Genomic DNA, 22892 nt, shown 5'->3' with positions numbered 1-22892 from the left:
TATAATATCTTATATCTTTTTTGCACTTTACGAGAGTATAAAAATTTAAGCAATAAAGTATAAGCATAACTGCCAAGGCGACCATGCGCTTTTTTAGCTTGGTTTTCTTTAAAATTTATTTTACTTTTCCTTTGGTCAAACTGACAATCTTATCTCCTGATGCGGGTACAGTACGCATTTCCTCAGAGAAAAACTTCAGCTGTCCGGATGGTTTGATTAAGAATAAATATACCGTCTCCGGATCTTTTGCCTGTTTGTAGTGTTCAAATGTGAATTTATCAGTGAGTGTTGTCTGCCGCACAGTAAACCCATTTTCCGCTTTATCGATTAGATCCTCCAAAGAGAATTTTTTATCAAATAAAATACGGCCGCCAACCTGTGAAACCATACCAGTTGAGTATCCATTATCCTTGAATGTTGTGTACGGACTCACTTTAAACACATTAGTTCTTCCATATTCCGGAAGAAACGTTGTACAGAGGAGCGAGTTATACGATTTATCATGCGTCAGTGTTAATAAATACTCGTATGGAATCGTATCGAGATGATGCTCTGTCTGCTCGGACAACATGCTCCCATGATAAAATTGCAGGCCTTCTTTTCTTGCCAGAGAAAGATTTTCCCACGAAGAATCTACAATGATAGACGGATAATTTGCTTCTTTTAATGATTTAGCCAATTGAATCGTAAATGGATTGCTTCCGACAATAAGCGCTCCCGGATTCCCTTTATTCGACAGATTCAGCTTTTTAGAAAGCCAGCCGATAGAAAATCCATGCGCAATAACCGTAAAGATAACCAGCGCAAAGGTTAATGCCGTCAGAATAGATGCATCCTCATAGCCTGCTTCTGTTAACACCCCGGCAAAATAACCAGAAACCGTTAGTGCAACAATTCCCCGCGGTGCAATCCAGCCAATCAGCACTTTTTCATTAAGGCTAAGCCCAGTTCCAATAGTTGACAAGAAAATAGATAAGGGACGGACAGCAAACATCATCAATAATACGTAGCCAATAATATGAGGGTTAAAAATTTGCATAATCGTTGCCACATCCAGCGAGGCTGTCAGCATAATAAAAATGGTTGAAATCAGCAGTACCGAAATATTTTCTTTGAAATGGCGCATATCCGATACAGAGCGAATCCCCATATTTGCCAAGGTAATTCCCATCGCAGTGACAGATAAAAGTCCCGTCTCATGCATAATGACATCCGCAATGGTAAAACAGAATAAGACAACAACGACAACTGTCGGAGATTTTAGGAATTCAGGCACATGCCCCATTTCGAACATCCAGCCAAGTCCGCGTCCTAATATCCAGCCTAAGAAAACGGCAAATAGAGAGCCTGCGAAGAATAATAAAATCTGACTAGCTTCGGGATTAGATGCGGTGATAAACGTAATAATTTCAAAAGCAAAAACCGCAAGCAACGCTCCAATTGGATCAACAATAATCCCTTCCCACTTTAAAACCTTCGCCGGACGTGCTTTCAGCTTCGCCTGACGTAAAAGAGGCATAATAACGGTCGGACCAGTCACAACAAACAAACCGCCAATCACAAAGGCAACTGCCCAGGATAATCCGGCAATATAATGAGCGGTCAGCGACCCTAAAATCCAGGCAATAAATGCTCCTACCGTAGATATCCGGAAGATTGGTTTTCCAATTCCGCGTAATTCTTTAAAGCTTAAATTTAAGCTTCCTTCAAATAATATAATTGCTACAGCAACAGAGATAAGCGGACTGTACAAGTCCCCAAAATCCTGTTCTGGGTTAATTAATCCGAAAACAGGGCCAATGATTAGTCCTGTAGCAGCCATCACAACGATAGCTGGCATACGAAAGCGCCATGCGACCCATTGGGAAGCGACACCTAATAAGCCAATCAACATTAATTCAAACAGCAAAGAAGGTACCATATATCCTCCTCCTTTTCAAAAAGATATAGCATATTTTAAAGATGAAACAGGGAAATGTAAATTCATATGAAGTTGTCCATCGAAAAATTAACATTTCCTTACGTCATATTTGCTTTTTGACAGCATTTCCAGCTGTTATTTGCCCTTTTTCCTTACTTTACTTTCGGGCTAAAACGTTCTAGGATAGAAAGTAGAATAATGATGTAATTATCTAACATATACAAACTCGAAATAATAAACTCAAGCTATTCTTTCCTATATCAGCAATTCATGCTACAGCGGTTTTAATGGGGCGAGTAATCGTAGCAACGGTTTTAATAGACCGAGTAATCGCAGGTCTCAATGTTGTCAGGTTAATGCGGCCGCTGCGGAAAAAACACTACGCTAGATAGGTTTTATTACTATCTAAATAATATTTAAGAAAATTCATTAACCTGACAACAATGGTAATCCCAGCCCCAGCGGTTTAATGGGATGAATATTCGCATCCTCAACCAACCTCAATAAGGGAGATTTATCTATGGAAAAGTATTTAAATATTTTACAGAATTACTTTGGTTACTCCAGTTTTCGGCCTGGACAAGCTGAAGTTATTGATACAATTGATCAAGGTGAAAATGTCCTTGCTGTGATGCCGACCGGTGGCGGAAAATCACTCTGTTATCAAGTACCCGGGCTTGCGATGAACGGAACAGCAATTATCATTTCACCGCTTATTTCACTGATGAAGGACCAAGTTGACGGACTGCATGCCCTCGGGGCAGCAGCAACTTATATTAACAGCTCCATTTCTGCAGGTGAGCAGTATCAGCGTTTAATGGCGATGCAGCAAAATCGCTATCAATTTGTTTATGTTGCTCCAGAGCGTTTTGAATCAGGGGCTTTTATTCAAGCCTTGCAGCAGACTAATATATCTCTGATTGCCTTTGATGAGGCGCACTGTATATCCCAGTGGGGTCATGATTTCCGTCCAAGCTACCGCTCTATCGTTCCTATTCTCCAGGAGATTGGCGGCAATCCAACGGTTATGGGGCTTACCGCGACAGCGACCCCTGAAGTAATTGAAGACATACAGGCTCTTTTACATATCGCTCCTGCAAATACAGTGCATACTGGCTTTGAAAGAAAAAATCTTTCCTTCTTTATCGAAAAAGGGGTAAATAAAATAGATTATATTCTTTCCTATCTGAAAAAACATCAGGGAGAAGTCGGTATTATTTATGCAGCAACACGAAAACAGGTCGAACATGTCTATGATGTCCTAAAAGGGAAAGGTTATGCTGTATCCAAGTACCACGGCGGATTGTCCGAGCAGGAACGGCAGGCTGCGCAAACGGCCTTTATCTTTGACCAGACAGAGTTGATGGTTGCTACGACTGCATTTGGAATGGGGATTGATAAATCAAATGTCCGCTTTATTATTCATTATGCCATTCCGATGAATATGGAATCGTATTATCAGGAAGCAGGAAGAGCAGGACGCGACGGCGAGCCGAGCAACTGTGTCCTGCTTTTCTCTCCTCAAGATATCCATACTCAAAAATTTTTGATTGAGAAATCCGATTTGGATGAAGAAGGAACACAGCGGGAATATCAAAAATTGAATAAAATGGTGAACTACTGTCGTACACAAAACTGCTTATACAGTTATATTTTAAACTATTTCGAGATGGGGTCGGCCGCATCTTCTGTATCTTGCGGACGCTGCAGCAATTGCCTGAAGCAAGGAGAGTTAGAGGATATTACCGAAGAAGCGCAAATGATTTTATCCTGCGTGAAGCGCATGCGTGAACGCTTTGGCGCTTCCATGACAGCGAAAGTTTTAAAAGGTTCAAAGGATAAAAAGCTGATTCAGTTTGGCTTATCGAAATTATCTACTTACGGCATCTTATCCAAATATACGGAGAAGGAAATTACAGAAAGAATCCACTTCTTAATCGCTGAAGAATGCTTATCCGCAGAGGAAGGGCAGTTTCCTGTTTTAAAACTAAACCGGAAGTCCATGGACATCCTGACCGGAAAAGAGAATGTTACCATGTTTATCCAGGATGTCCCTGCTGTCAGTGAAACAGATTACAGTGATGATCTCTTTGAGTCACTGCGCCAGTTAAGAAGATCGATGTCTCAGGAGCTGGATTTGCCACCTTATGTGCTGTTTTCAGATATGACATTAAAAGAAATGGCCCGCTATCTTCCAGAAGGTAAGGATGAATTCTTACGGTTAAAAGGAGTAGGACAAAAGAAATATGACCTCTATGGAGAATCCTTCCTGGAAGCTGTTGCCGAATGGAAAGAAAAAAACCCGGATTACAAAGCCCCTACTGCCATTCATTATCAAAAGGCTGCGAAAGCAAAGGATGCGGATGACCGGCCGTCCTATCAAATATCATATGAGCTCCTGCAAAAAGGAAAAACGATTCGAGAAATTGCTTCCATCCGGGATTTAAAAGAGCTGACCATCGAATCACATATTTTTCAGGCTTTCCAAAAGGGATATACGCTGAATTGGAATCTATTCTTTAATACCGAGGAAGAAGGCAAAATTTTATCCAAGCACGAAGAAATTGATCCAATTGGATTGAAGGAGCTGAAAGAGGCTCTGCCGGAAGATTACACCTATCGCAAAATCAAAGCAGTTCTAGTAAAGAATGATAAGTTTATGGCGAAAGAAAAAAGCTCTTAAGCCATTAAAAAAGGCAGCAAGATATTTTAAAAAATCTTGCTGCCTTTTTTTGATTACTATTTTGTTTAATTACTTCATATCCAGCGCCCAAGTCCCGTTACGGAAAACCGGCTCTGATTTCCCATCTGCAGTAATTCCGTCAATGTCCATTTTATCTGATCCAATCATAAAATCGACATGGACCAGACTGTCGTTCACGCCATGCTTGTCTAACTCCTCTAAGTCCATTGTAGCTCCGCCTTCGAGATTCGTTGGGTAAGCTTTCCCTAACGCAATATGACAGGATGCATTCTCATCAAATAACGTGTTATAGAAAATAAGCCCGGATTGCGATACTGGAGATTCGTCCGGAACCAGCGCAATTTCCCCCAAACGGCGGGCTCCTTCATCCGAATCCAGTAAATGCTTCAAGACCTCTTCTCCCTGCTCTGCTTGAAAATCAACTACTTTTCCATCCTTAAAGGTTAAGGAGAAGTTATCAATTAAGCTTCCGCCATAGTTTAATGGTTTTGTGCTGGATACGGTACCATTAACCCCATATTTATGCGGTACGGAGAAAACCTCTTCTGTCGGCATATTCGGGTTAAAGGTGACTCCCGTCTCTGCTACGGCCGATCCGCCTTTCCAGATATGCCCCTCCGGCAGCTCCATTTCTAGGTCTGTACCAGGTGCTTGAAAAATTAATTTTTGATAGCTTTTCTTATTTAACACTTCTCTGGCGGTTCTTAATGTTTCATTATGCTTGTCCCATGCTGCAACAGGATCGTCCTGGTCAACACGGACAATTTTTAAGATAGCCTCCCAAAGGCTGGCAACCGCATCCTCTGCTGATTTATCAGGGAAGATTTTCTTTGCCCAATCCTTTGAAGGGATAGAAATAATCGTCCATGGAATCCGGTCATTCATTGTATATTTACGGAAGTTCACCATTGCTTCAGCGGCAGCTTTAGTTGCTTTGGCAACACGGGATGGATCAATATCCTTTAATAAATCCGGATTGGTGGAGCGAATATTTACAACGGCAGCGCCGTCTTCTGCAAATGTATCATGCAATTTCACTTTCCATTCCGGATAATTCGTAATTACTTCATCCGGGGCATTCTCGTATTTTAACAAGGTAAGCTCATCATCCACCCAGTTAATATGGACATCCTTTGCTCCCATTTCATATGCTTTACGGGCAACAATCCGTGTAAATTCTGCTCCTTCAATCGGGGCATTGATCATGACAGCTTGTCCTTTTTGTAAATTAACCCCTTTTTTCAATGTTAATTCTGCATATTTTTCTTGTACCTGTGCCTGAACCATTTATGCGTCCCTCCATATTTACAAATTTATTTTTCTTTCTTATCATACCCTATTATTTCATATCCCTTTGAATATTTCTAAAGAAAACATGGAATTCGTTATCCCCCATTCCGGCTTTCATTTACTACCTCTCCTATTTATGATACCCTATCATTAGATTACTTTTCGTAACTAATGTATATATCACGCATTTTAGATACAAGATTGTTTTATGGGGGTGGAAAAATGAATCAATTATGTCCACGTTTTGAAAAAGCAATGGTCTTATTAAGTACACGCTGGGTCGGTCTTATTTTATTTGAACTATTAAAAGGGGCAAAACGTTTTTCAGAGATGGAAGCAGATCTCCCAATCAGCGGGCGTTTACTATCGGATCGTTTGAAATTACTGGAAAAAGAAGGGATTGTCGAGCGGAATATCTATTCGGAATTTCCAGTTCGTATTGAATACACCTTATCAGAGAAAGGAAAAGCACTGGAGCCTGTTATTAAAGATATTCAGCGCTGGGCGGAAGAATATGTCTCAGCAGATGATGCAGCAGATAACGAAGTGAAGTAAACCTTTCTCTTATATCTAGAAATCTTTTATTTTATAAGAAATACAAGAACACCGCTTTGTCTTTAAATCACTAGTGTTCTTGCCAAAGAGATGTCCGCTCCGGAAAGTCGCTTTCCGCGGGCAACGGATCAGCCTCCTCGGAAGAAAACCACTTCCTGCGGGGTCTTCACCTGTTGCTTTTCCCGCAGGAGTCGACTTCCCTCCGCTCCCATCTTTGAAGAAATATGCTTCATTTGCTTTCTTTCAAAGAAATAACGCAAATTCTAGCGACGGGTTTGATGGGGCGAGTAATCGCAGGTCTCAATGTTAACAGGTTAATGAATTTTATACAGATAGTAATAAAACCTATCTAGCGGAGGAAAAACACGTAGACTCCTATGGGAAAGCGCAGGGTGAAGACCCCGCAGAAAAAAGCGTACTTCTTTTTTTCGAGGAGGCTGAGCGCAAGCCCATGGAAAGCGTAGTGTTTTTCCGCAGCGGTCGCATTAACCTGACAACATTGAAGATTACTCCCTCCATGAAACCCGTTGGAGCGGCTATTTATATAAACATTCTTTTTCTTTTAAAAAATCCAAATGTATGATGAATCTCTGTCCTATACTTCCTAAAGTAATCTCTATGGATAGACGGCGGTTCACTGATATATTTGGATTTTCTTAAGCTATTCTTAAATTTTTTTCTAAACCTCCCCATCTGTTGTATGATAGAAGCAGTCAAAAAACAAGGAGTGGAAATGCATGCGGGAACAGCCTAATGTAAAAATTGCTACAGATGCTATCAAAGCATGGCAGCTTACAGCACATATATATGCACTCATCTTTTTATTGATAACCATTGGAGCAATTGTTGTGTATATTATTTTCGATTTTCTGCCGCTCTGGATTGTTTTCATCATCGCCGGTGTTACCGTGGCGGAATGGATCATCACTGCTTTGATTATTCCAAAATTAAGATGGCGCAGATGGCGTTATCAGGTCTACGATCAGGAGATTTACATACAACATGGGATTCTTATAGTAACGCGGACAATTGTACCAATGATTCGTGTCCAGCATGTCGATACACAGCAAGGGCCCGTCTTGAAAAAATATAAGCTGGCCACCCTGGAAATATCAACGGCAGCGACAACACATCAAATACCTGCTTTATTAGAAGAGGAAGCATATGATTTACGCGATCAAATTTCTGAATTAGCAAGGGTGGAGCAAGATGATGTCTAATCCGAAACGACTGCACCCCGCTGCAGTAATATTTAATATTATTCAATCATTGAAACAATCTATCATTGGGCTTTTACCTATTGCTATTGTCATTATCAGAAACAGTAATACCTTTTATCTGATAATCGGTTTGCTTGTAATCATCGGATTAATTATTTTATTCAGCTTTTTATCATGGCTTCGTTTCACCTATCAATTAGAGGAAGACCAGTTACGTATCGAACGCGGAATTCTCATTCGTAAAAAACGCACGATTTCCAAGCATCGGATTCAGTCTATTGATTTATCACAGAATGTTATTCACCGCATCTTCGGGTTAACCAAAGTAGCCATTGAAACTGCAGGGAATGACTCCTCTACAGATGCCGCGCTGTCTGCGGTCCGTATGGAGGACGGGCGCATGCTGCATGATGAATTAAAATACAAGAAACACGTACCGGAAACCGGGGAGCTGGAAACCGAGGTATCAGATAACGAACAGCAGGAGCAGGATGAAGCTCACCTCCCTAAACGGACAATAACAATTCAAGCCCTGTTGATTACCGGCTCCACCTCAGCAAGCTTCGGAATTTTAATCGGGCTCTTCGGGGTTGCCTTTTCTCAGGTTGAAACTTTGATTCCAGACCAATTTTACGATGATGCGACACGCTGGCTTCTGTCTCTCGGCATGCAAATTATCATTATTTTAGCGATTATCGTTCTCATCTTTCTATGGTTATTAAGTATTCTATATACGGTGATTAAAGATTGGAATTTTACCATTACCCGTTATGAAAAAGAACTATTTATTACCAGAGGGTTATTAGAGAAAAAACAAACAACCATTCCATTAAAAAGAATACAGGCAGTGGGGATGAAGGAATCCCCTATTCATCAACTATTTGGCTTTGCCAGACCTTATGTTGAAATTGCAAGCGGAGAGATAAATAGCAGTCAGGAAGTAAATACGATTATTTTCCCGCTGCTCCGCAAGAAAGAATTTGTAGCTTTTCTAAGTGAATTTTTACCGGAGTATAGCTATCGTACGGAGAATCTGATTCATCCGCCGAAAAAAGCCTTACCTTATTATCTATGGCGGTCCATCAATCTTCCGTTATTAGCTGTTATCATTACAGGTATTTTCTTCGTATCCTATATCTGGATACCTGCAATTATTATGCTGGTCCTCGGGATAATGGGGTTTGCTGTATTCAAATCCATCGGCTATGCGATTGATGAACAGCAGATAACGATTCAGACACGAACAATCAGCAAGGATACTGCGATTATTCCGCATCGAAGGATCCAGGCCTTGCAGCAGAAACAGCATCTGCTTCACCGAAAGCAGTCCCTTGCAACGCTGGACATGGCTATTTTAAATAAAGGCGCAGGACGCCATTTTGTCATTAAAGAGCTGCGAACAGCGGATAGTTATTCAATTGCTGACTGGTATTCTTATCGGGAAAAAGTGTAATACAATATATAAAAAGCCGGTTAAAATCATATGTTGTGATTTTAACCGGCTTTTTACGATCTATCTTATTTTTCTGTTCCATAGACGGTTCCAAAGGTTTCTGCAAGCTGCTTAGATTGCTTTCTCCGCTCCGCACGGCGGTTGGCACGCAGCGGTGCACTTTCATGAAGCATCTTTTCATCGTCGGTTTCCGGATAAACGGATGGCACTTTAATCGGTTTGCCCGCTTCATCAATCGCTACAAACGTCATAAACGCTGTTGTACATGCTGTTCTTTCCCCGGTCCGGATATCTTCGGTGATTGCCCGGATAAATACCTCCATGGAGGTGTGATGTGTCCAGGTCACAAATGCTTCAATCGAAATATATTGGCCAACTTTTACAGGCGCTAAGAAATCTACAGAATCCGTAGAAGCTGTTACCACCGGGCTATTTGCATGCTTTACTGCTGCAATCGCACCGATATCATCAAGATGCGCCATTAATTTTCCGCCAAATAACGTATCATATTGATTCGTATCCGGCGGAAGGATATGTGTTGTTTTTAAAGCTAATGATGCGGAACAAGGTTTTGCTTTCATTTATATTGCCTCCTGCTGTCTAGTTTGTCTTATAAAACTGGTGATATTAAACGCGAGACGGATTCCTTAAAACGAATTCCGATAGAACGTTTGTCATATAACTTTTTCGTCATTTGTGTAGAATGCGCCAAATCTTTGTCGAAATCGACCATCAGCCGACGCACAACTTCAATATCATATAAAAATGCATTGACTTCAAAATTGAGCCGAAAGCTTCTTACATCAATATTTGCCGTACCGACAGAAGCTATTCTTCCATCGACAATAATGGTTTTAGCATGCAGAAATCCATTCTGGTAAATAAAAATCTCTGCACCGGCGCCAAGCAGATCCCCGCAATAATACATGGTTGCCCAGTAAACAAAGGGATGGTCCGGTTTATTGGGAATCATAATTTTGACATCTACTCCGGATAGCACGGCAATACGCAGTGCATCACGCAAGCTTTCATCTGGTATAAAATAAGGTGTCTGAATATAGATATACTCTTCTGCTTCCATAATCATCTTAATATATCCGTTTTTGATTTGCTCATACTCCGAATCGGGTCCGCTGGAGACAATCTGCATCCCTATATTCCCTCCAGAGATGGTTTGAAAATGCTCTTCTTCGTAAGGAATTTTCTGCTTCGAGGCCTGATTCCAATCCAATACAAAGCGTGTCTGCATACTTTGCACTGCATCACCTATCACCCGCAAATGAGTATCACGCCAATAACCAAATTTGCTTTTCATTCCCAGGTATTCATCTCCAACATTAAAACCGCCAATGTATCCGATTTCTCCATCAATAATCGTGAGCTTGCGATGATTCCGGTAATTGATTTTAAAATTAATAATAAATTTCGATGGGAAAAATGCTTCTACCAGAACGCCCGCTTCTTTTAATTTTTTTATGTAGCTTTTCTTAAGTGACCTGGAGCCCATATCATCATACAAAAGCCGGACGCATACCCCCTCTTTTGCTTTTCTTATTAATGCATTCGCAAGCCTGCTCCCTAGCCCGTCACTCCGCATAATATAATATTGTACATGAATATGATGCTTTGCCCGATTGATATCTTCTAAAAGAGCCTCAAATTTTTCATGTCCATCTGTAAAAATATCTACGCCATTATTATCTGTATAAACAGCATTGTCATTACGGAGATGAAGATAGACTAAATCCTGATGTTTTTTTAAATCGTCATGATTTAACAGGAAAGCGTCATCCTCAATGGCATTGATTTGTTTTTGTACAGCCTTCTTCACATCCATCCGGCTCCGCTGATCCCATTTGAATATCCGGCGATTACTGATGGGCCGTCCAAAAATTAAATAAAGAATAAATCCTAAAATAGGGATGAACAGCAATACCATTACCCATGCCCAGGAAGAGGTCGGATCCTTCCTTTCCAGAAAAATAATGGATATAGCTAAAGCAATATTTATAACAAAAATTAATCCAATTATGATTGAGTAAACGCCCATATATCCTGCTCCCATCACTTCTTTTCCAATAAAAAAGGGAATTCTGCTCTTATCATAGCACAAAACGAAACTTCATTCAGCGTGAAAGGGTTAATGAAGTTTCGTTTTACCCATAGCTTGCGTATCTGCTATTTCTTCTATATAAAACGTTCTTTTTCCGGCAAATAACTGAATCCCCTATTTTAATTATGTCAGCGCCTGCTCCAAGTCCTCCCAAATATCCTGCCATGCCTCTATTCCGACAGATAACCGAATCAGAGCGTCTGTTATTCCCATTTTCCGGCGTTGTTCATCAGGAATCACAGCATGTGTCATGGTTGCCGGATGCTGAATCAATGTTTCTGTATCTCCAAGACTGACAGCGATGTTTATAAATTGAAGTTTATTCAGAAAAGTCTGCGCTTCTTTCTTTCCGCCGTCTATCTCAAAAGATAAGGTGCCTCCGCCAGATTTCATTTGTTTTTTCATAATTGAATAGCCTTCCGCATCCGGATCACCCGGATAAAATACATGCTTAATCTTTGGATGCTGCTTTAGTTTTTCTGTAATTTGCAGGGCATTATCCGAATGTTTATCCATTCGGAGCGGCAATGTCTTCATTCCGCGAACAACCAGCCAGGCATCAAACGGCGAAAGCACACCGCCAATATCCTTTTGCGTCGTTGCTGCGATTTGCTCCATTAATTCGTTATTTCCTGCGGCGATGCCCGCAATCACATCACCATGACCGCTTAAATATTTTGTCGCGCTATGCACTACCACATCTGCCCCCAATTCCAACGGACGCTGCAGGTACGGTGTAGAAAATGTATTATCCACCACAACTAAAATATTATGCCGCTTAGCAATATCAATCACTAATTTCAAATCAATTACTTCCATTGTCGGGTTAATCGGCGTCTCAATATAAAATACCTTTGTTTCTGGCCTGATTTTTCCCTCTATACTTTCCGCATCTGTCATAGCTATATAATCTGTCTGGATATTATATTTTTTATCCATCATCGACAACAGTCCAAAGGTACAGCCGTATAGTCCGGACGAGCAAATAATATGGTCATTTGCTTTGGTGAGTGCAATCAAAACGGCAGATATGGCAGCCATCCCCGAGGCAAATGCCAGTCCTTTTTCAGCCTTTTCCAATGCGGCCAGCTTTTGTTCCAGTATTTGCACGGTCGGATTACTGACACGCGTATAGACATGTCCTTCTTCCTCTCCGGCAAAACGTGCCTCCCCCTGCTCCGCTGTGTCAAAGGTAAATGTAGATGTTTGAAAAATGGGCGGTGTTAAACTGCCAAGCAGCTCTTTGGAATCGTACCCTTCGTGAATCATTGCTGTTTCCATATGTTTAAACTTTTTGCTCATTTATATTCTCCCCGATCCTGATAAAGGTAATAATTCAGATAAGTCTCTCTCTTTATGATAAAGTATTCCTGTGCTGTTGGAAATGTTTCCGGCTCAAAAAAATATCTAATATTTCGTACAAAGAAAACAAAGCTCCCGCTCCATGAAGCTTCGTTTTACGGAATACATTATTTAAAAGTTATTGCTTCCTGCCTCATAAAGTTTTAATATTGGTTTTAGTTTAATTTTTTCAGAAGGCAGGAATGGATAATGGAGGATAAATCTTTACAACAGGGAGCGGTTATTACCTTTGCTGCTTATTTATTATGGGGAATCTTTCCAATCTATTGGAAGTTTCTTGAACATGTTCCAGCTGGCGAAGTACTAGCCCACCGGATTGTCTGGAGCTTAATTTTCATGATTTTTTTAGTACTGGTGACAGGTAATTGGCGTGAACTGATTGAAACGGTCCACGAGCTGAAAAAAGATAAAAAGAAAACCATCGCTATCATTACAGCTTCCATCGTTATATCTATTAACTGGTTTCTATTTATTTTTTCGGTTCAGCATGGACATGTGCTGCAGGCCAGCTTAGGGTACTATATCAATCCTTTGATCAGCATTTTATTAGCGGTATTTGTATTGAAAGAAAAGACAACGAAAGGACAGGTCTTATCGTTCATCCTTGCCGGTATCGGCGTACTTTATTTAACACTGAGCTATGGTGTGTTCCCTTGGATTTCGCTGTTATTGGCCATCACCTTTGGCTTTTATGGATTGATTAAAAAAACACTCCATCTGCATGCAATGTATGGACTTACTATTGAAACACTTGTAGTGGCTCCGATTGCTCTATTGTATTTACTATTTGTTCCGTCAGAAGGATCTTTTACTTTTTCTCCTTTGTTTACATCGGACAATCTTTTACTTATAGGCACGGGGGGTGTTACAGCAATACCTTTACTGCTGTTTGCTGCAGGGGCCAAACGGATTCCATTGGCAATGGTTGGCTTTTTACAATATGTGGCACCGACAATTATGTTCTTTCTGGGGGTATTTCTATATAATGAAACCTTTACGGTACATCATATGATTACCTTTGCTTTGATTTGGGCTGCACTTATTATCTATATGGCCAGTATTTACCGGGATGCACCGCGGAGAAAAAGAAGAAAGGCATAGTTTTCAGCCAGTAACGGCCCGATTCGTCCAAAGGCCTTTAGGTCATACTTTTGTGATAATTCCTTCAGTAAGGATGAAAGAAATCCCCGCTGAAGGAAGATTCACTTTATTTCATCTATTAATCCCTAGTAAAACACTTGACTTTTAACCTGTAAAACTATATACTCGCAAGTAATTTCAAAATATTTAGCAGAATCTCTTATGAAGAGCGGCGGAGGGAATAGGCCCTGTGAAGCCCGGCAACTTGAACATTCAGGTGCTCCATCCTACAGATATATCATCTGAAAGATAAGAGAGGGTTCTAAGTCAGTTATCAGAGCTCTCTTCATTATAGAAGAGAGCTTTTTTCAGGTAAAAGAGTGTTTTCAATAAAAAGGGAGGAAATACAATGTCAAACTATCCAGTACAGCAAGACGAAACGATTTTGTTACACGGGGGGCAGGTTCCAGACCCGACAACCGGAGCACGTGCTGTTCCAATCTATCAAACAACCTCTTATGTTTTTCGTGATACAGAGCATGCACAAAACTTATTTGGATTAGCAGAGCCAGGTAATATCTATACTCGAATTATGAATCCGACGGTAGATACATTTGAGCAGCGGATTGCACAATTAGAAGACGGAGTCGGTGCTTTAGGTCTAGCTTCCGGGATGGCAGCTATTACGATGGCGATTTTAAATATCACCCGTGCCGGTGATGAGATTATCGCGGACAGCAATCTATATGGCGGGACGTATAACTTATTTGCCAACACGCTCCCCCGTTATGGAATCAATGTAAAATTTGTAGATGGAACTGACCCGGATGCTATTGAGGCTGCAATTACAGATAAAACAAAAGCAATTTTTGGAGAAATCATCACTAATCCAAGTTTATATGTTTTTGATGTCGAAACGGTGGCTGATATTGCTCATAATCATCGCATTCCTTTAATTATTGATAATACATTTGCCCCTTATTTTGCCAAGCCGTTAACCTGGGGTGCGGATATTGTGGTTCACTCCGCCACGAAATGGATTGGCGGACATGGCACAACCATCGGCGGTGTCGTTGTCGACAGCGGCAGATTTGATTGGAATAATGATAAATTCCCTGATTTTATCGAGCCGGATGAGAGCTATAATGGCTTAAAATATGCGGATTTAGGTCCTGCTGCATTCATTACCAAGCTGCGCGTCCAATTATTACGTGACATCGGACCTGCGCTTAGTCCGCAAAATGCCTTTTTATTACTGCAAGGCCTGGAAACTTTACACTTACGCATCAGGAAGCATAGCGAAAATGCAGAAAAAATAGCAGCTTACCTGGAAAATCACCCTGCTGTAGAATGGATCAACTACCCGGGGCTGGAATCACATCCCTCCCATCAGCTTGCTAAAAAATACTTAAAGGGCGGTTTTGGGTCAGTTATTACATTTGGTATTGAAGGCGGACGAGAAGCAGGCCGTACTCTAATCGATAATGTGCAGCTCTGGTCTCATGTCGCCAATGTGGGGGATGCCAAATCGCTTATTATCCACCCTGCTTCTACAACCCATCAGCAATTGACAGATGAGGACTTGGCAAAAAGCGGTACAACGGAAGAATTGGTCCGTTTATCCATTGGTTTAGAGTCATTTGACGATATTGTAGCTGACTTGGATCAGGCCATTGATAAAGCAACAGGAAAATCACAGGGCAATCAAAAATCAGCCGAGGAAATAGCAGTGCAAAATTTACTTCAATCCCCATTTGACCGCAGCGAAGGTGTCCGCAAAAAGCGGATTATTACTGTCGGCATCGCGGACGAAGAAATTGTTCCTCTCTATAAATTAGGCTATGAGGTAATTCCTGCGGCAGATATCGATGAAGTGACAACAGATATATTAACAGGAGCTGATGCAATATGGCTGCAGGAAGGTAAACAGACACCAGAAGAAAACGCAGCTTATCAGGGCACGATTTTATTCACAGCTTCTGCTCCTGAAGTATCATCTGAAGTGTTTATTCTTTCGACCGTTCAGCCGGCGCAATTTGCTCTTGAATTACGCAGCTCCGGACGTTAAATACAAAAATAACATCCTTCCCCGCCTTTCTTTTATAGAACATTTCCATGTTTTATTGTTAAGAAAGGCGGGTAATTTTATCATGGAGAAAAACAACACTCCCACTGATTGATGTTTCGTTTTATGTTATACTATAATGTGGTTACGTCTTCTAGCTTAAAAATTAGAAGGCGTTTTTCATTTAATCTGTTTAGTATTGATTATCCTTGATTAAAATAAGACTATAAGAAGACGCATATATTCTATGAAACTTTACCAATCCATTTTGCAAATACACATATAACAAATTTAATTTCCTTTTCGTATTCTTAGGTAATTTTATTTGTTCCAACATAAACTAGAAGAAAAGAACACGTAGGTGTGATGATGAAAATGACGAAAAAGAAATGGTTTATTCTCATTAGCTCCACTCTGATTACCGCTATTGCTGTTTTTGCAATTTTACAGCTGCCCTATTTTCAATTAAACTCGGAACAACGGGAAAAAGAAGAAGCATTAAGAGAACAAATTACGCCTGAAGAAACAGAAAATGAGGAAGAAACACCCGAAGAGAGCGAAGAGGTTATGGGGGACGTTGAAGAGCAGGAAAATACTCCAATCGCTGTCGACGAAGATTTAGAAAATACATTTGAATTTGCTTCGGAGGAAGATGTAGATATTGTGGCACTCGGAGACTCCCTGACGCAAGGGGTAGGGGACGATACAGATCAGGGAGGGTATGTCGGGATATTAGACAGAACACTCCAGGTTCTTGATACCAACGTTCATTTTCAAAATTTCGGAAAGCGCGGAAACCGAACGGACCAGCTGCTTCACCGTCTGGAGGAAGAACCTGCATTAGCTGAGGCTTTAGAAGAAGCAGATATGATTATCATAACCATCGGTGCGAATGATATTATGCAAGTACTGAAGGAAAATATCATGGATTTAGAGATCAGCTATTTCAATGAAGAACAAACATCCTATGAAGAACGATTACATGAGATATTTGATACGATCCGTTCCCTTAATGAGGATGCTTCTATTTATCTATTAGGTATATTTAATCCTTTTAAAAATTATTTTGAGGATATCCCGGAATTGGATCAAATCGTTCTGAATTGGAATGATATCGGAAGAGAAATTGTCAGCGAAAATGAAAACAGCACTTTTGTTCCAATTGATGATTTATTTGATGACGATGCTGCAGACTTATTTGCAGAAGATAATTTCCACCCTAATTATGACGGATATTATTTAATGGCTGAACGTATTCTGGAATATTTTAATTAAGTTGGGATGAAAACATAATGAGAATAAAGAACAGACAAATAAAAATCAATAATAAATGGAGGGCCGGGTTTTTCGGTCTCCTCATCTTTAACGGCCTTATCCTGCTGGTTCTGCTGGTACTTATTTTTTGGCCGGTTTCCAATAATGCATTCCCTCCAAATACCATGATAGACGAGCAGGAAAGCTCTGAGTTTTATATTCAGACAACCAAGCAAAACTTAAATAATCTAGTCAATGCTTATATTGAAAAATTACTGGAGGGAACAGAGCATCATTACCGTATTTTGCTTGAAGATGATGTGCATCTGATGGGAGAACTGCCTGTTTTCTCCTCTACGGTGCCTTTATCCGTCCGTTTTGAACCGATTGAACAGGCAAATGGGGATCTTATCCTACAGCAAAAGTCGATATCCGTTGGACTGTTAGAGCTGCCGAACAAAAAAATCATGGAATATATGGATCGCTTTTTGCCAATGCCTGAATGGGTAACTATTGATCCAGACAGCCAGGAAATTTATGTAGCTGTTACTGATATGGAATTACAGGGGAATTTCGATGTTGCTGTACACCATATGGACTTAGAAGCAAATAATATTACCATGAAACTTGTCGTCCCTTATGAAACTCTTGGCATTCAAGATGTCAGCATGGACGCGATGCAGGACTTGTTTGAATGAAACCCAAAAAAGCACAGCGCCTCCAGTGAGACGCTGTGCTTTTTAGATGCCTTATCATGAGACATTTATAAATTAGAAATATAAGATAATGATGGCTGTTCTGTCAGTGATAACGAATCTATGTCTTTATAATGTAATAATACTCCTTCATAGATAAGCTTTAAATTAGGAGCACTCCGAATATCCTCTGGTGTTGTAAAATAAGGATCTTTTGTCAGCGGAAGGCTCGTTACATTTTGTAAAATGGTTGCCACAAACTGTGAGCAAAAAAAGGCTGTCTGCCGTGTAATTTTTATTTTCATCATAACCCCGAACAGACCGATAAAATTATAACGGTATTTCTCTTTATCAATCTCTATATGCTGAATAAAGGTTTTAATATATTCATATTCTTTTTCAGTGACTTTAAGCTCGTAAATTTCACACCTGGACTGATTTAAGTACGGCGAGAAAATATCCTCCTTCACAAAGCCGCCGATAAATGGGTTATTAGGCTGTTTTCTCCCAAAGCTATAAACTTCTGTTAATTCTCTATCTAAAGCTATAGAAACATGGTTTAAAGGCTCATGGGTATACAGATGAATTAATCGTGACAGATAGCTTCCTGTATCGGTAAACAGCAAATAAACCGACTTGCTTTTCATCTACGTGTTCCCCCTCTTTGGACATACCCCTTTTTATTAATATATACAAAAGCTTTTTAATATACAACAGCTGATACAAAAAATTAGGTAAACTAGTAAACCTAACGTTTTTCAGCAAAATTGCTTTTTTCAAATCACTGCATCCTTCATTAATGAGGAAATGTCGTGTTCATTTTTTTCTCTTCTATATAAATTGTTCTTCTACCATTTATTTACGTATTACATTTAAAAAAAGTTTCATTGGCTGTTCTAAATCGGCATGATTTTTTCTTAATATGCTTTCGATACGCCTTGTACTTTTTCATCGCAGCATCAGATTCCTTTCGGTCGCTTGCTTTCATCTATCGATATTTCTTCAGCATGTTCTTATTTCCTAGTATATGAAAATAATCTGAATTGGCATCCCGCTTGTGTACCATTTTTTGCTGGCATTCACACCTCTTTGCTTCCCAACCCGGTTTTAGAGGATAATGAATAACATATTTCCTTAACTTACTTTGATGATACCTGTTATTTTACCTTCCTGTAATAACCCAGCGTCATATTTTTGACTAAGCCTTCCGGTCTATTTCTCTGCTCATCTTAAATTATAGGATACGACATCAATTATTTAACCGTCTTATCTTGCATTGTTATCTCAAATAACGTAAGCTTATTCTGATAACGATTTTTTGGAGGCAATATAAAATATGTTAACAGTAACTAATGTTAGTTTACGATATGGTGATAAGAAGCTTTTTGAAGATGTTAATTTAAAATTCACCCCTGGAAATTGCTATGGTGTGATTGGAGCAAATGGTGCAGGGAAATCTACTTTCCTGAAAATTCTCTCAGGTGAAATCGAGCCGCAATCCGGTAATGTATCACTGACACCCGGACAGCGTCTGACAGTTTTAAAACAGGATCACTATGCTTACGAAGAGCACCCTGTTTTAGAGACTGTCTTGATGGGCCATGAGCGTTTATATAATGTAAAGCAGGAGAAAGATGCAATTTATATGAAAGCAGACTTCAGCGAAGAAGATGGCATTCGTGCTGCTGAGCTGGAAGGTGAATTTGCAGAAATGAACGGATGGGAAGCAGAGTCCGATGCTGCCGTGCTTCTGAAAGGACTTGGTGTAGAAGAATCTGTTCATGATTTAAAAATGGCTGAGATTCCTGAAGAACAAAAGGTAAAAGTATTACTTGCGCAAGCCTTATTCGGCAATCCGGATATTCTTCTTCTGGATGAGCCGACAAACGGATTAGACATTCAGGCAATTCAATGGCTGGAAGAATTTTTGATTCAATTTGAAAATACGGTTATCGTTGTATCCCACGACCGTCACTTTTTAAATAAAGTATGTACGCAAATTGCAGATGTCGATTATGGGAAAATTCAACTTTACGTTGGAAACTATGATTTCTGGTACGAGTCCAGCCAGCTTGCATCCCGTATGGCTCAAGAATCTAATAAGAAAAAAGAAGAGAAAATTAAAGAGTTAAAAGAATTTATCGCCCGTTTTAGTGCGAACGCTTCGAAGTCGAAGCAGGCAACGTCACGTAAGAAAATGCTTGATAATATTACGCTGGACGATATTAAGCCGTCATCTAGAAAATATCCATATATCGCCTTTACCCCAGAGCGTGAAATTGGAAATGATTTATTACAAGTAAAAGATTTATCTAAAACGATTAATGGTGTGAAAGTACTGGATAAGATTAACTTCACACTAAATCCGAATGATAAAGTAGCGCTTGTTGGCAAGGATGATATTGCCAATACCACGCTATTGCAGATTATTGCCGGAGAATTAGAGCCGGACGAAGGTTCTTACAAATGGGGAATCACGACTTCCCAGTCCTATTTCCCGAAAGATAATTCCGAGTTCTTTGACGGTGTAAACTTATCGTTAGTGGATTGGCTGCGTCAATACTCTCCGGAGGACGAAACAGAAACATTTCTGCGCGGTTTCTTAGGTAGAATGTTATTTTCCGGAGAAGAAGCGAAGAAAAAAGCAAATGTACTGTCCGGAGGCGAAAAGGTCCGCTGTATGCTTTCTAAAATGATGCTTTCCGAAGCGAATGTGCTTATTTTGGATGAGCCGACAAACCACCTTGACCTTGAATCCATTCAAGCATTAAATAATGGGCTTGTTAAATTCAAAGGATCTCTTGTCTTTACATCACATGACCATGAATTTATCAACAGTATCGCAAATCGTATTATGGAGATTACTCCGAATGGCATCGTGGATAAAGAAATGGCTTATGATGAATATGTACAGGATAAAAAGCTGCAAAAGCAAGTGAATGAAATGTATACAACGGCATAAATAGAAGCTTGTTATAAGAAACATTAGAAAAGAAACTGCTGCACAATCGATTACATGATTGTGCAGCAGTTTCTTTCTCTTTAGTACATATAAAAGCTGTTATTAGTAAATAACCTCTTATTTTAGAGTTAGAATTTATATGTTTTTCCCCTGCGTTATCCTAAGTAATTCAGGGAGTTAGCGCCCCTGCGTTTAAAGAGTCAACCCATTGCCTCATGTAAACTTTTAGTTATGTTTTGAAATTTGATTGTATAATGGATCACTTTATTTTTTAAATGGAGAATATGATAATTTTCTCCACAAGTATTCCAACGGACCTGTACCTAAATACTTCATAAAAAGTTCAGCAGTTATCATCATCACTATTGTAATAAGAATCCAATAAACAATTACAGTATAAGCGGAAGACACCGGAGCCACCCCTGCCCCCCAGCCATAAAAGATAATTGATGCCACTATATTTTGTAATATATAACAGCTTAATGCAGTTTTTCCTATAGATTCAAATCGATTAATCAGCCATGGAGCTATTTTTATTTTCAGTACCCAAGCGAATAAGCCAATATAGCCTAATGCCAAAATCGGAGCAAATACATACCGGGAGGCAATATCAAAATATCCGCCCGGTACTAACGTAAGTAAATTTAATGGTATTCCAATACCGAGACCATATATCATTAATTTTTTTCGGAGACGCTGCCCATTTTCGTTATTTGAAAATGCACCTGCACGAAATAACCGAATCCCTAAAATATACAAGGTGATATTCATAAAGATTATTAGAATAGCCTCTACCCTTAACCCCCAAAAGTCTCGGATTCTAAATTGTACTTGTTGCCAATAACTCTGATTGGAGTATAAATTACTTGTTTCTTGAGACATTCTCGCCATTTCATTTAGAAATGACGCTTCTTTTATTAAGAAGAACCATGCTATCGACAGCAGCATTACGCCCGTGAGATGAATAATTGCTGATACTATCATCGTTTTCTTCATCATTTCTTCACGATAACGAATAATGAAGGCAACGATCATTCCTGTAATTGCATAACTCATTAGAATGTCGTATTCAAACACAAAAATAAAATGTAATAAACCATCTAAAAACAGCAGAAACATCGTCCATAAATACAGGCGAATCCACGGAAGACCTTCTCTTGCAGCTTTACGATATTTCAACTCCAAACCAATTCCGAACATAATAGTCAATAAGCTTAAAAATTTACCATTAACAAATACAGATAGGAAAGCTTGCAGAAAAGACTCTAAGCTTTCCCACCAATTTGCATTTGAAAAAACAGTCATAATATTCCCCGGCTGAGCAAACAACCAGATATTCGTTCCTAACGTGCCGATAATCGCAAAGCCTCTTAACACATCTAATAATCTTATTCGATTTTCCTGCCCCTTCATCCCATCTGCCCCTTCGCTGTCTAAAGCTTTTTTGGTTGTTCTAAAATTCATTCCATCGTTTGACTTGAGTATTTAGCTAAGCAAACTTTTTTAGTTCAATTGAGCTAAAAAGATTTTATCATAGCTACAAACGAACGCGCAATTTTAATAACTCAATTGAGCGAAAAAATTTTGTTTTTCTCTTTTTATCTGATACAATTATTCTATGCCAAAAAAAGTTGATCATAGCAAACGTCGGGAACAAATAGCAAAATCTACATGGGAAATTATATCTCAAAAGGGGATTGAACATGCAACGACACGAAAAATAGCAGAAGAAACCGGAATTTCTCAATCCACTCTCAGGTACTATTTTCCTACTCGTAAAGAACTTCTTAAATTTGCAATGGAATTATTAAAAGAAAACGTGGGGGTTAGGATTAAAAAAATTATGGAGAAAGATCTGCCAGTTTTAGAAAAATTGGTTCAGCTTCTTATGGAGATAACTCCTTATAATGACATTTCAAGAAAGGAAATGGAGGTTTGGTTTGCCTTTATTACTCATGGTCGAAAAGAGGATGGATTTGATCTCAATTACGATGATGTTTTAAAAGTTATTGAATTAGTTTTAACGACTTTAGAAGAAAATGACTTATTGAAAAAAAATATTTCTAGAGATATTGAATTAGAGAAATTGTATAGTTTACTCGATGGGCTGGCTATCCATGCATTATTTAATCCAGAACGCTATACCCCATCTTACATCCGTAGTATTATTGAAAACCACCTTATGTCCATGGTCGTCATCGATTAACCTGGACATAAG

General features: G+C 39.5%; 17 protein-coding genes and 1 riboswitch. Of the genes, 10 read left to right on the top strand and 7 right to left on the bottom strand.

Features of this window, described 5'->3' with window-relative positions; genetic code table 11:
* Positions 1 to 115 precede the first annotated feature (115 nt).
* Positions 116 to 1921, bottom strand: a complete 1806-nt coding sequence (locus tag ACFO3P_RS05270; protein ID WP_042529341.1) for a cation:proton antiporter — start codon at positions 1919 to 1921, stop codon at positions 116 to 118.
* Between the two features lie 520 nt (positions 1922 to 2441).
* On the opposite strand from ACFO3P_RS05270, the gene recQ reads away from it, so the two are divergent.
* Positions 2442 to 4604 carry a DNA helicase RecQ gene (gene recQ, locus ACFO3P_RS05265; RefSeq protein ID WP_379542215.1) on the top strand — a complete coding sequence of 721 codons (2163 nt, stop codon included), beginning with the start codon at positions 2442 to 2444 and terminating at the stop codon, positions 4602 to 4604.
* A gap of 69 nt (positions 4605 to 4673) precedes the next feature.
* Here the strand turns inward: recQ and ACFO3P_RS05260 are convergent, their stop codons facing one another.
* Positions 4674 to 5912, bottom strand: coding sequence for an aminopeptidase (locus ACFO3P_RS05260; protein WP_042529336.1), 1239 nt, complete (start codon positions 5910 to 5912; stop codon positions 4674 to 4676).
* A gap of 225 nt (positions 5913 to 6137) precedes the next feature.
* On the opposite strand from ACFO3P_RS05260, the gene ACFO3P_RS05255 reads away from it, so the two are divergent.
* From ACFO3P_RS05255 to ACFO3P_RS05245, 3 genes are all read left to right on the top strand, one after another.
* A complete protein-coding gene (locus ACFO3P_RS05255; RefSeq protein WP_193064735.1) occupies positions 6138 to 6470 on the top strand; it encodes a winged helix-turn-helix transcriptional regulator in 333 nt (110 codons plus the stop codon).
* A gap of 737 nt (positions 6471 to 7207) precedes the next feature.
* Complete coding sequence (locus tag ACFO3P_RS05250) at positions 7208 to 7690, top strand: PH domain-containing protein (RefSeq protein ID WP_289584446.1); 483 nt, start codon at positions 7208 to 7210, stop codon at positions 7688 to 7690.
* Positions 7683 to 9143: a PH domain-containing protein gene (locus tag ACFO3P_RS05245; protein WP_289584447.1), complete on the top strand. Its 1461-nt coding sequence runs from the start codon at positions 7683 to 7685 to the stop codon at positions 9141 to 9143. Before ACFO3P_RS05250 ends, ACFO3P_RS05245 begins: the two co-directional genes overlap by 8 nt.
* A gap of 65 nt (positions 9144 to 9208) precedes the next feature.
* Here ACFO3P_RS05245 and ACFO3P_RS05240 read toward each other — a convergent pair whose 3' ends face one another.
* The 3 genes from ACFO3P_RS05240 to megL form a co-directional block, all read right to left on the bottom strand.
* Positions 9209 to 9724: an acyl-CoA thioesterase gene (locus ACFO3P_RS05240; protein WP_042529327.1), complete on the bottom strand. Its 516-nt coding sequence runs from the start codon at positions 9722 to 9724 to the stop codon at positions 9209 to 9211.
* Positions 9725 to 9753: 29 nt separating this feature from the next.
* Positions 9754 to 11193 (bottom strand): cardiolipin synthase, encoded by a 1440-nt coding sequence (gene cls, locus ACFO3P_RS05235; RefSeq protein WP_042529325.1) that lies wholly within the window; start codon positions 11191 to 11193, stop codon positions 9754 to 9756.
* A gap of 186 nt (positions 11194 to 11379) precedes the next feature.
* Positions 11380 to 12558 (bottom strand): methionine gamma-lyase, encoded by a 1179-nt coding sequence (gene megL, locus ACFO3P_RS05230; RefSeq protein WP_042529323.1) that lies wholly within the window; start codon positions 12556 to 12558, stop codon positions 11380 to 11382.
* A 249-nt stretch (positions 12559 to 12807) separates the two neighbouring features.
* On the opposite strand from megL, the gene rarD reads away from it, so the two are divergent.
* From rarD to ACFO3P_RS05210, 4 genes are all read left to right on the top strand, one after another.
* Positions 12808 to 13719 (top strand): EamA family transporter RarD, encoded by a 912-nt coding sequence (rarD, locus tag ACFO3P_RS05225; protein ID WP_289584448.1) that lies wholly within the window; start codon positions 12808 to 12810, stop codon positions 13717 to 13719.
* A gap of 196 nt (positions 13720 to 13915) precedes the next feature.
* Positions 13916 to 14014, top strand: a riboswitch (SAM riboswitch).
* A 93-nt stretch (positions 14015 to 14107) separates the two neighbouring features.
* Entirely contained in the window at positions 14108 to 15766 is a 1659-nt protein-coding gene (locus tag ACFO3P_RS05220) for an O-acetylhomoserine aminocarboxypropyltransferase/cysteine synthase family protein (protein WP_042529319.1), read from the top strand.
* Between the two features lie 372 nt (positions 15767 to 16138).
* Positions 16139 to 17038: an SGNH/GDSL hydrolase family protein gene (locus ACFO3P_RS05215; RefSeq protein WP_244882322.1), complete on the top strand. Its 900-nt coding sequence runs from the start codon at positions 16139 to 16141 to the stop codon at positions 17036 to 17038.
* 17 nt (positions 17039 to 17055) lie between these two features.
* The gene (locus ACFO3P_RS05210; protein WP_042529315.1) at positions 17056 to 17715 is read left to right on the top strand and encodes a YpmS family protein; all 660 of its coding nucleotides are present in this window, start codon (positions 17056 to 17058) and stop codon (positions 17713 to 17715) included.
* A gap of 65 nt (positions 17716 to 17780) precedes the next feature.
* Here the strand turns inward: ACFO3P_RS05210 and ACFO3P_RS05205 are convergent, their stop codons facing one another.
* On the bottom strand, positions 17781 to 18359 hold the full coding sequence (locus ACFO3P_RS05205; RefSeq protein ID WP_042529313.1) for a hypothetical protein: 579 nt from the start codon (positions 18357 to 18359) through the stop codon (positions 17781 to 17783).
* 689 nt (positions 18360 to 19048) lie between these two features.
* Between ACFO3P_RS05205 and ACFO3P_RS05200 the strand changes: the two genes are divergently transcribed.
* Positions 19049 to 20674 carry an ABC-F family ATP-binding cassette domain-containing protein gene (locus ACFO3P_RS05200; RefSeq protein ID WP_042529311.1) on the top strand — a complete coding sequence of 542 codons (1626 nt, stop codon included), beginning with the start codon at positions 19049 to 19051 and terminating at the stop codon, positions 20672 to 20674.
* Positions 20675 to 20938: 264 nt separating this feature from the next.
* Here ACFO3P_RS05200 and ACFO3P_RS05195 read toward each other — a convergent pair whose 3' ends face one another.
* On the bottom strand, positions 20939 to 22087 hold the full coding sequence (locus ACFO3P_RS05195; protein WP_042529308.1) for a DUF418 domain-containing protein: 1149 nt from the start codon (positions 22085 to 22087) through the stop codon (positions 20939 to 20941).
* 205 nt (positions 22088 to 22292) lie between these two features.
* Between ACFO3P_RS05195 and ACFO3P_RS05190 the strand changes: the two genes are divergently transcribed.
* Positions 22293 to 22880 carry a TetR/AcrR family transcriptional regulator gene (locus tag ACFO3P_RS05190; protein ID WP_042529306.1) on the top strand — a complete coding sequence of 196 codons (588 nt, stop codon included), beginning with the start codon at positions 22293 to 22295 and terminating at the stop codon, positions 22878 to 22880.
* Positions 22881 to 22892 lie beyond the last annotated feature (12 nt).

Origin of the sequence: Oceanobacillus aidingensis, from assembly GCF_042654105.1 — a bacterium.
GTDB classification, from domain to species: domain Bacteria; phylum Bacillota; class Bacilli; order Bacillales; family Amphibacillaceae; genus Oceanobacillus; species Oceanobacillus oncorhynchi.
The sequence above is the reverse complement of the archived record's forward strand: the minus strand, read 5'-3'. Positions and strand labels throughout refer to the sequence as shown.

Bases quoted from the DNA above. Each gene is read 5' to 3' on its own strand.
- ACFO3P_RS05270 (WP_042529341.1), bottom strand. From the start codon at position 1,921: ATGGTACCTTCTTTGCTGTTTGAATTAATGTTGATTGGCTTATTAGGT.
- recQ (WP_379542215.1), top strand. From the start codon at position 2,442: ATGGAAAAGTATTTAAATATTTTACAGAATTACTTTGGTTACTCCAGT.
- ACFO3P_RS05260 (WP_042529336.1), bottom strand. From the start codon at position 5,912: ATGGTTCAGGCACAGGTACAAGAAAAATATGCAGAATTAACATTGAAA.
- ACFO3P_RS05255 (WP_193064735.1), top strand. From the start codon at position 6,138: ATGAATCAATTATGTCCACGTTTTGAAAAAGCAATGGTCTTATTAAGT.
- ACFO3P_RS05250 (WP_289584446.1), top strand. From the start codon at position 7,208: ATGCGGGAACAGCCTAATGTAAAAATTGCTACAGATGCTATCAAAGCA.
- ACFO3P_RS05245 (WP_289584447.1), top strand. From the start codon at position 7,683: ATGTCTAATCCGAAACGACTGCACCCCGCTGCAGTAATATTTAATATT.
- ACFO3P_RS05240 (WP_042529327.1), bottom strand. From the start codon at position 9,724: ATGAAAGCAAAACCTTGTTCCGCATCATTAGCTTTAAAAACAACACAT.
- cls (WP_042529325.1), bottom strand. From the start codon at position 11,193: ATGGGCGTTTACTCAATCATAATTGGATTAATTTTTGTTATAAATATT.
- megL (WP_042529323.1), bottom strand. From the start codon at position 12,558: ATGAGCAAAAAGTTTAAACATATGGAAACAGCAATGATTCACGAAGGG.
- rarD (WP_289584448.1), top strand. From the start codon at position 12,808: ATGGAGGATAAATCTTTACAACAGGGAGCGGTTATTACCTTTGCTGCT.
- ACFO3P_RS05220 (WP_042529319.1), top strand. From the start codon at position 14,108: ATGTCAAACTATCCAGTACAGCAAGACGAAACGATTTTGTTACACGGG.
- ACFO3P_RS05215 (WP_244882322.1), top strand. From the start codon at position 16,139: ATGACGAAAAAGAAATGGTTTATTCTCATTAGCTCCACTCTGATTACC.
- ACFO3P_RS05210 (WP_042529315.1), top strand. From the start codon at position 17,056: ATGAGAATAAAGAACAGACAAATAAAAATCAATAATAAATGGAGGGCC.
- ACFO3P_RS05205 (WP_042529313.1), bottom strand. From the start codon at position 18,359: ATGAAAAGCAAGTCGGTTTATTTGCTGTTTACCGATACAGGAAGCTAT.
- ACFO3P_RS05200 (WP_042529311.1), top strand. From the start codon at position 19,049: ATGTTAACAGTAACTAATGTTAGTTTACGATATGGTGATAAGAAGCTT.
- ACFO3P_RS05195 (WP_042529308.1), bottom strand. From the start codon at position 22,087: ATGAAGGGGCAGGAAAATCGAATAAGATTATTAGATGTGTTAAGAGGC.
- ACFO3P_RS05190 (WP_042529306.1), top strand. From the start codon at position 22,293: ATGCCAAAAAAAGTTGATCATAGCAAACGTCGGGAACAAATAGCAAAA.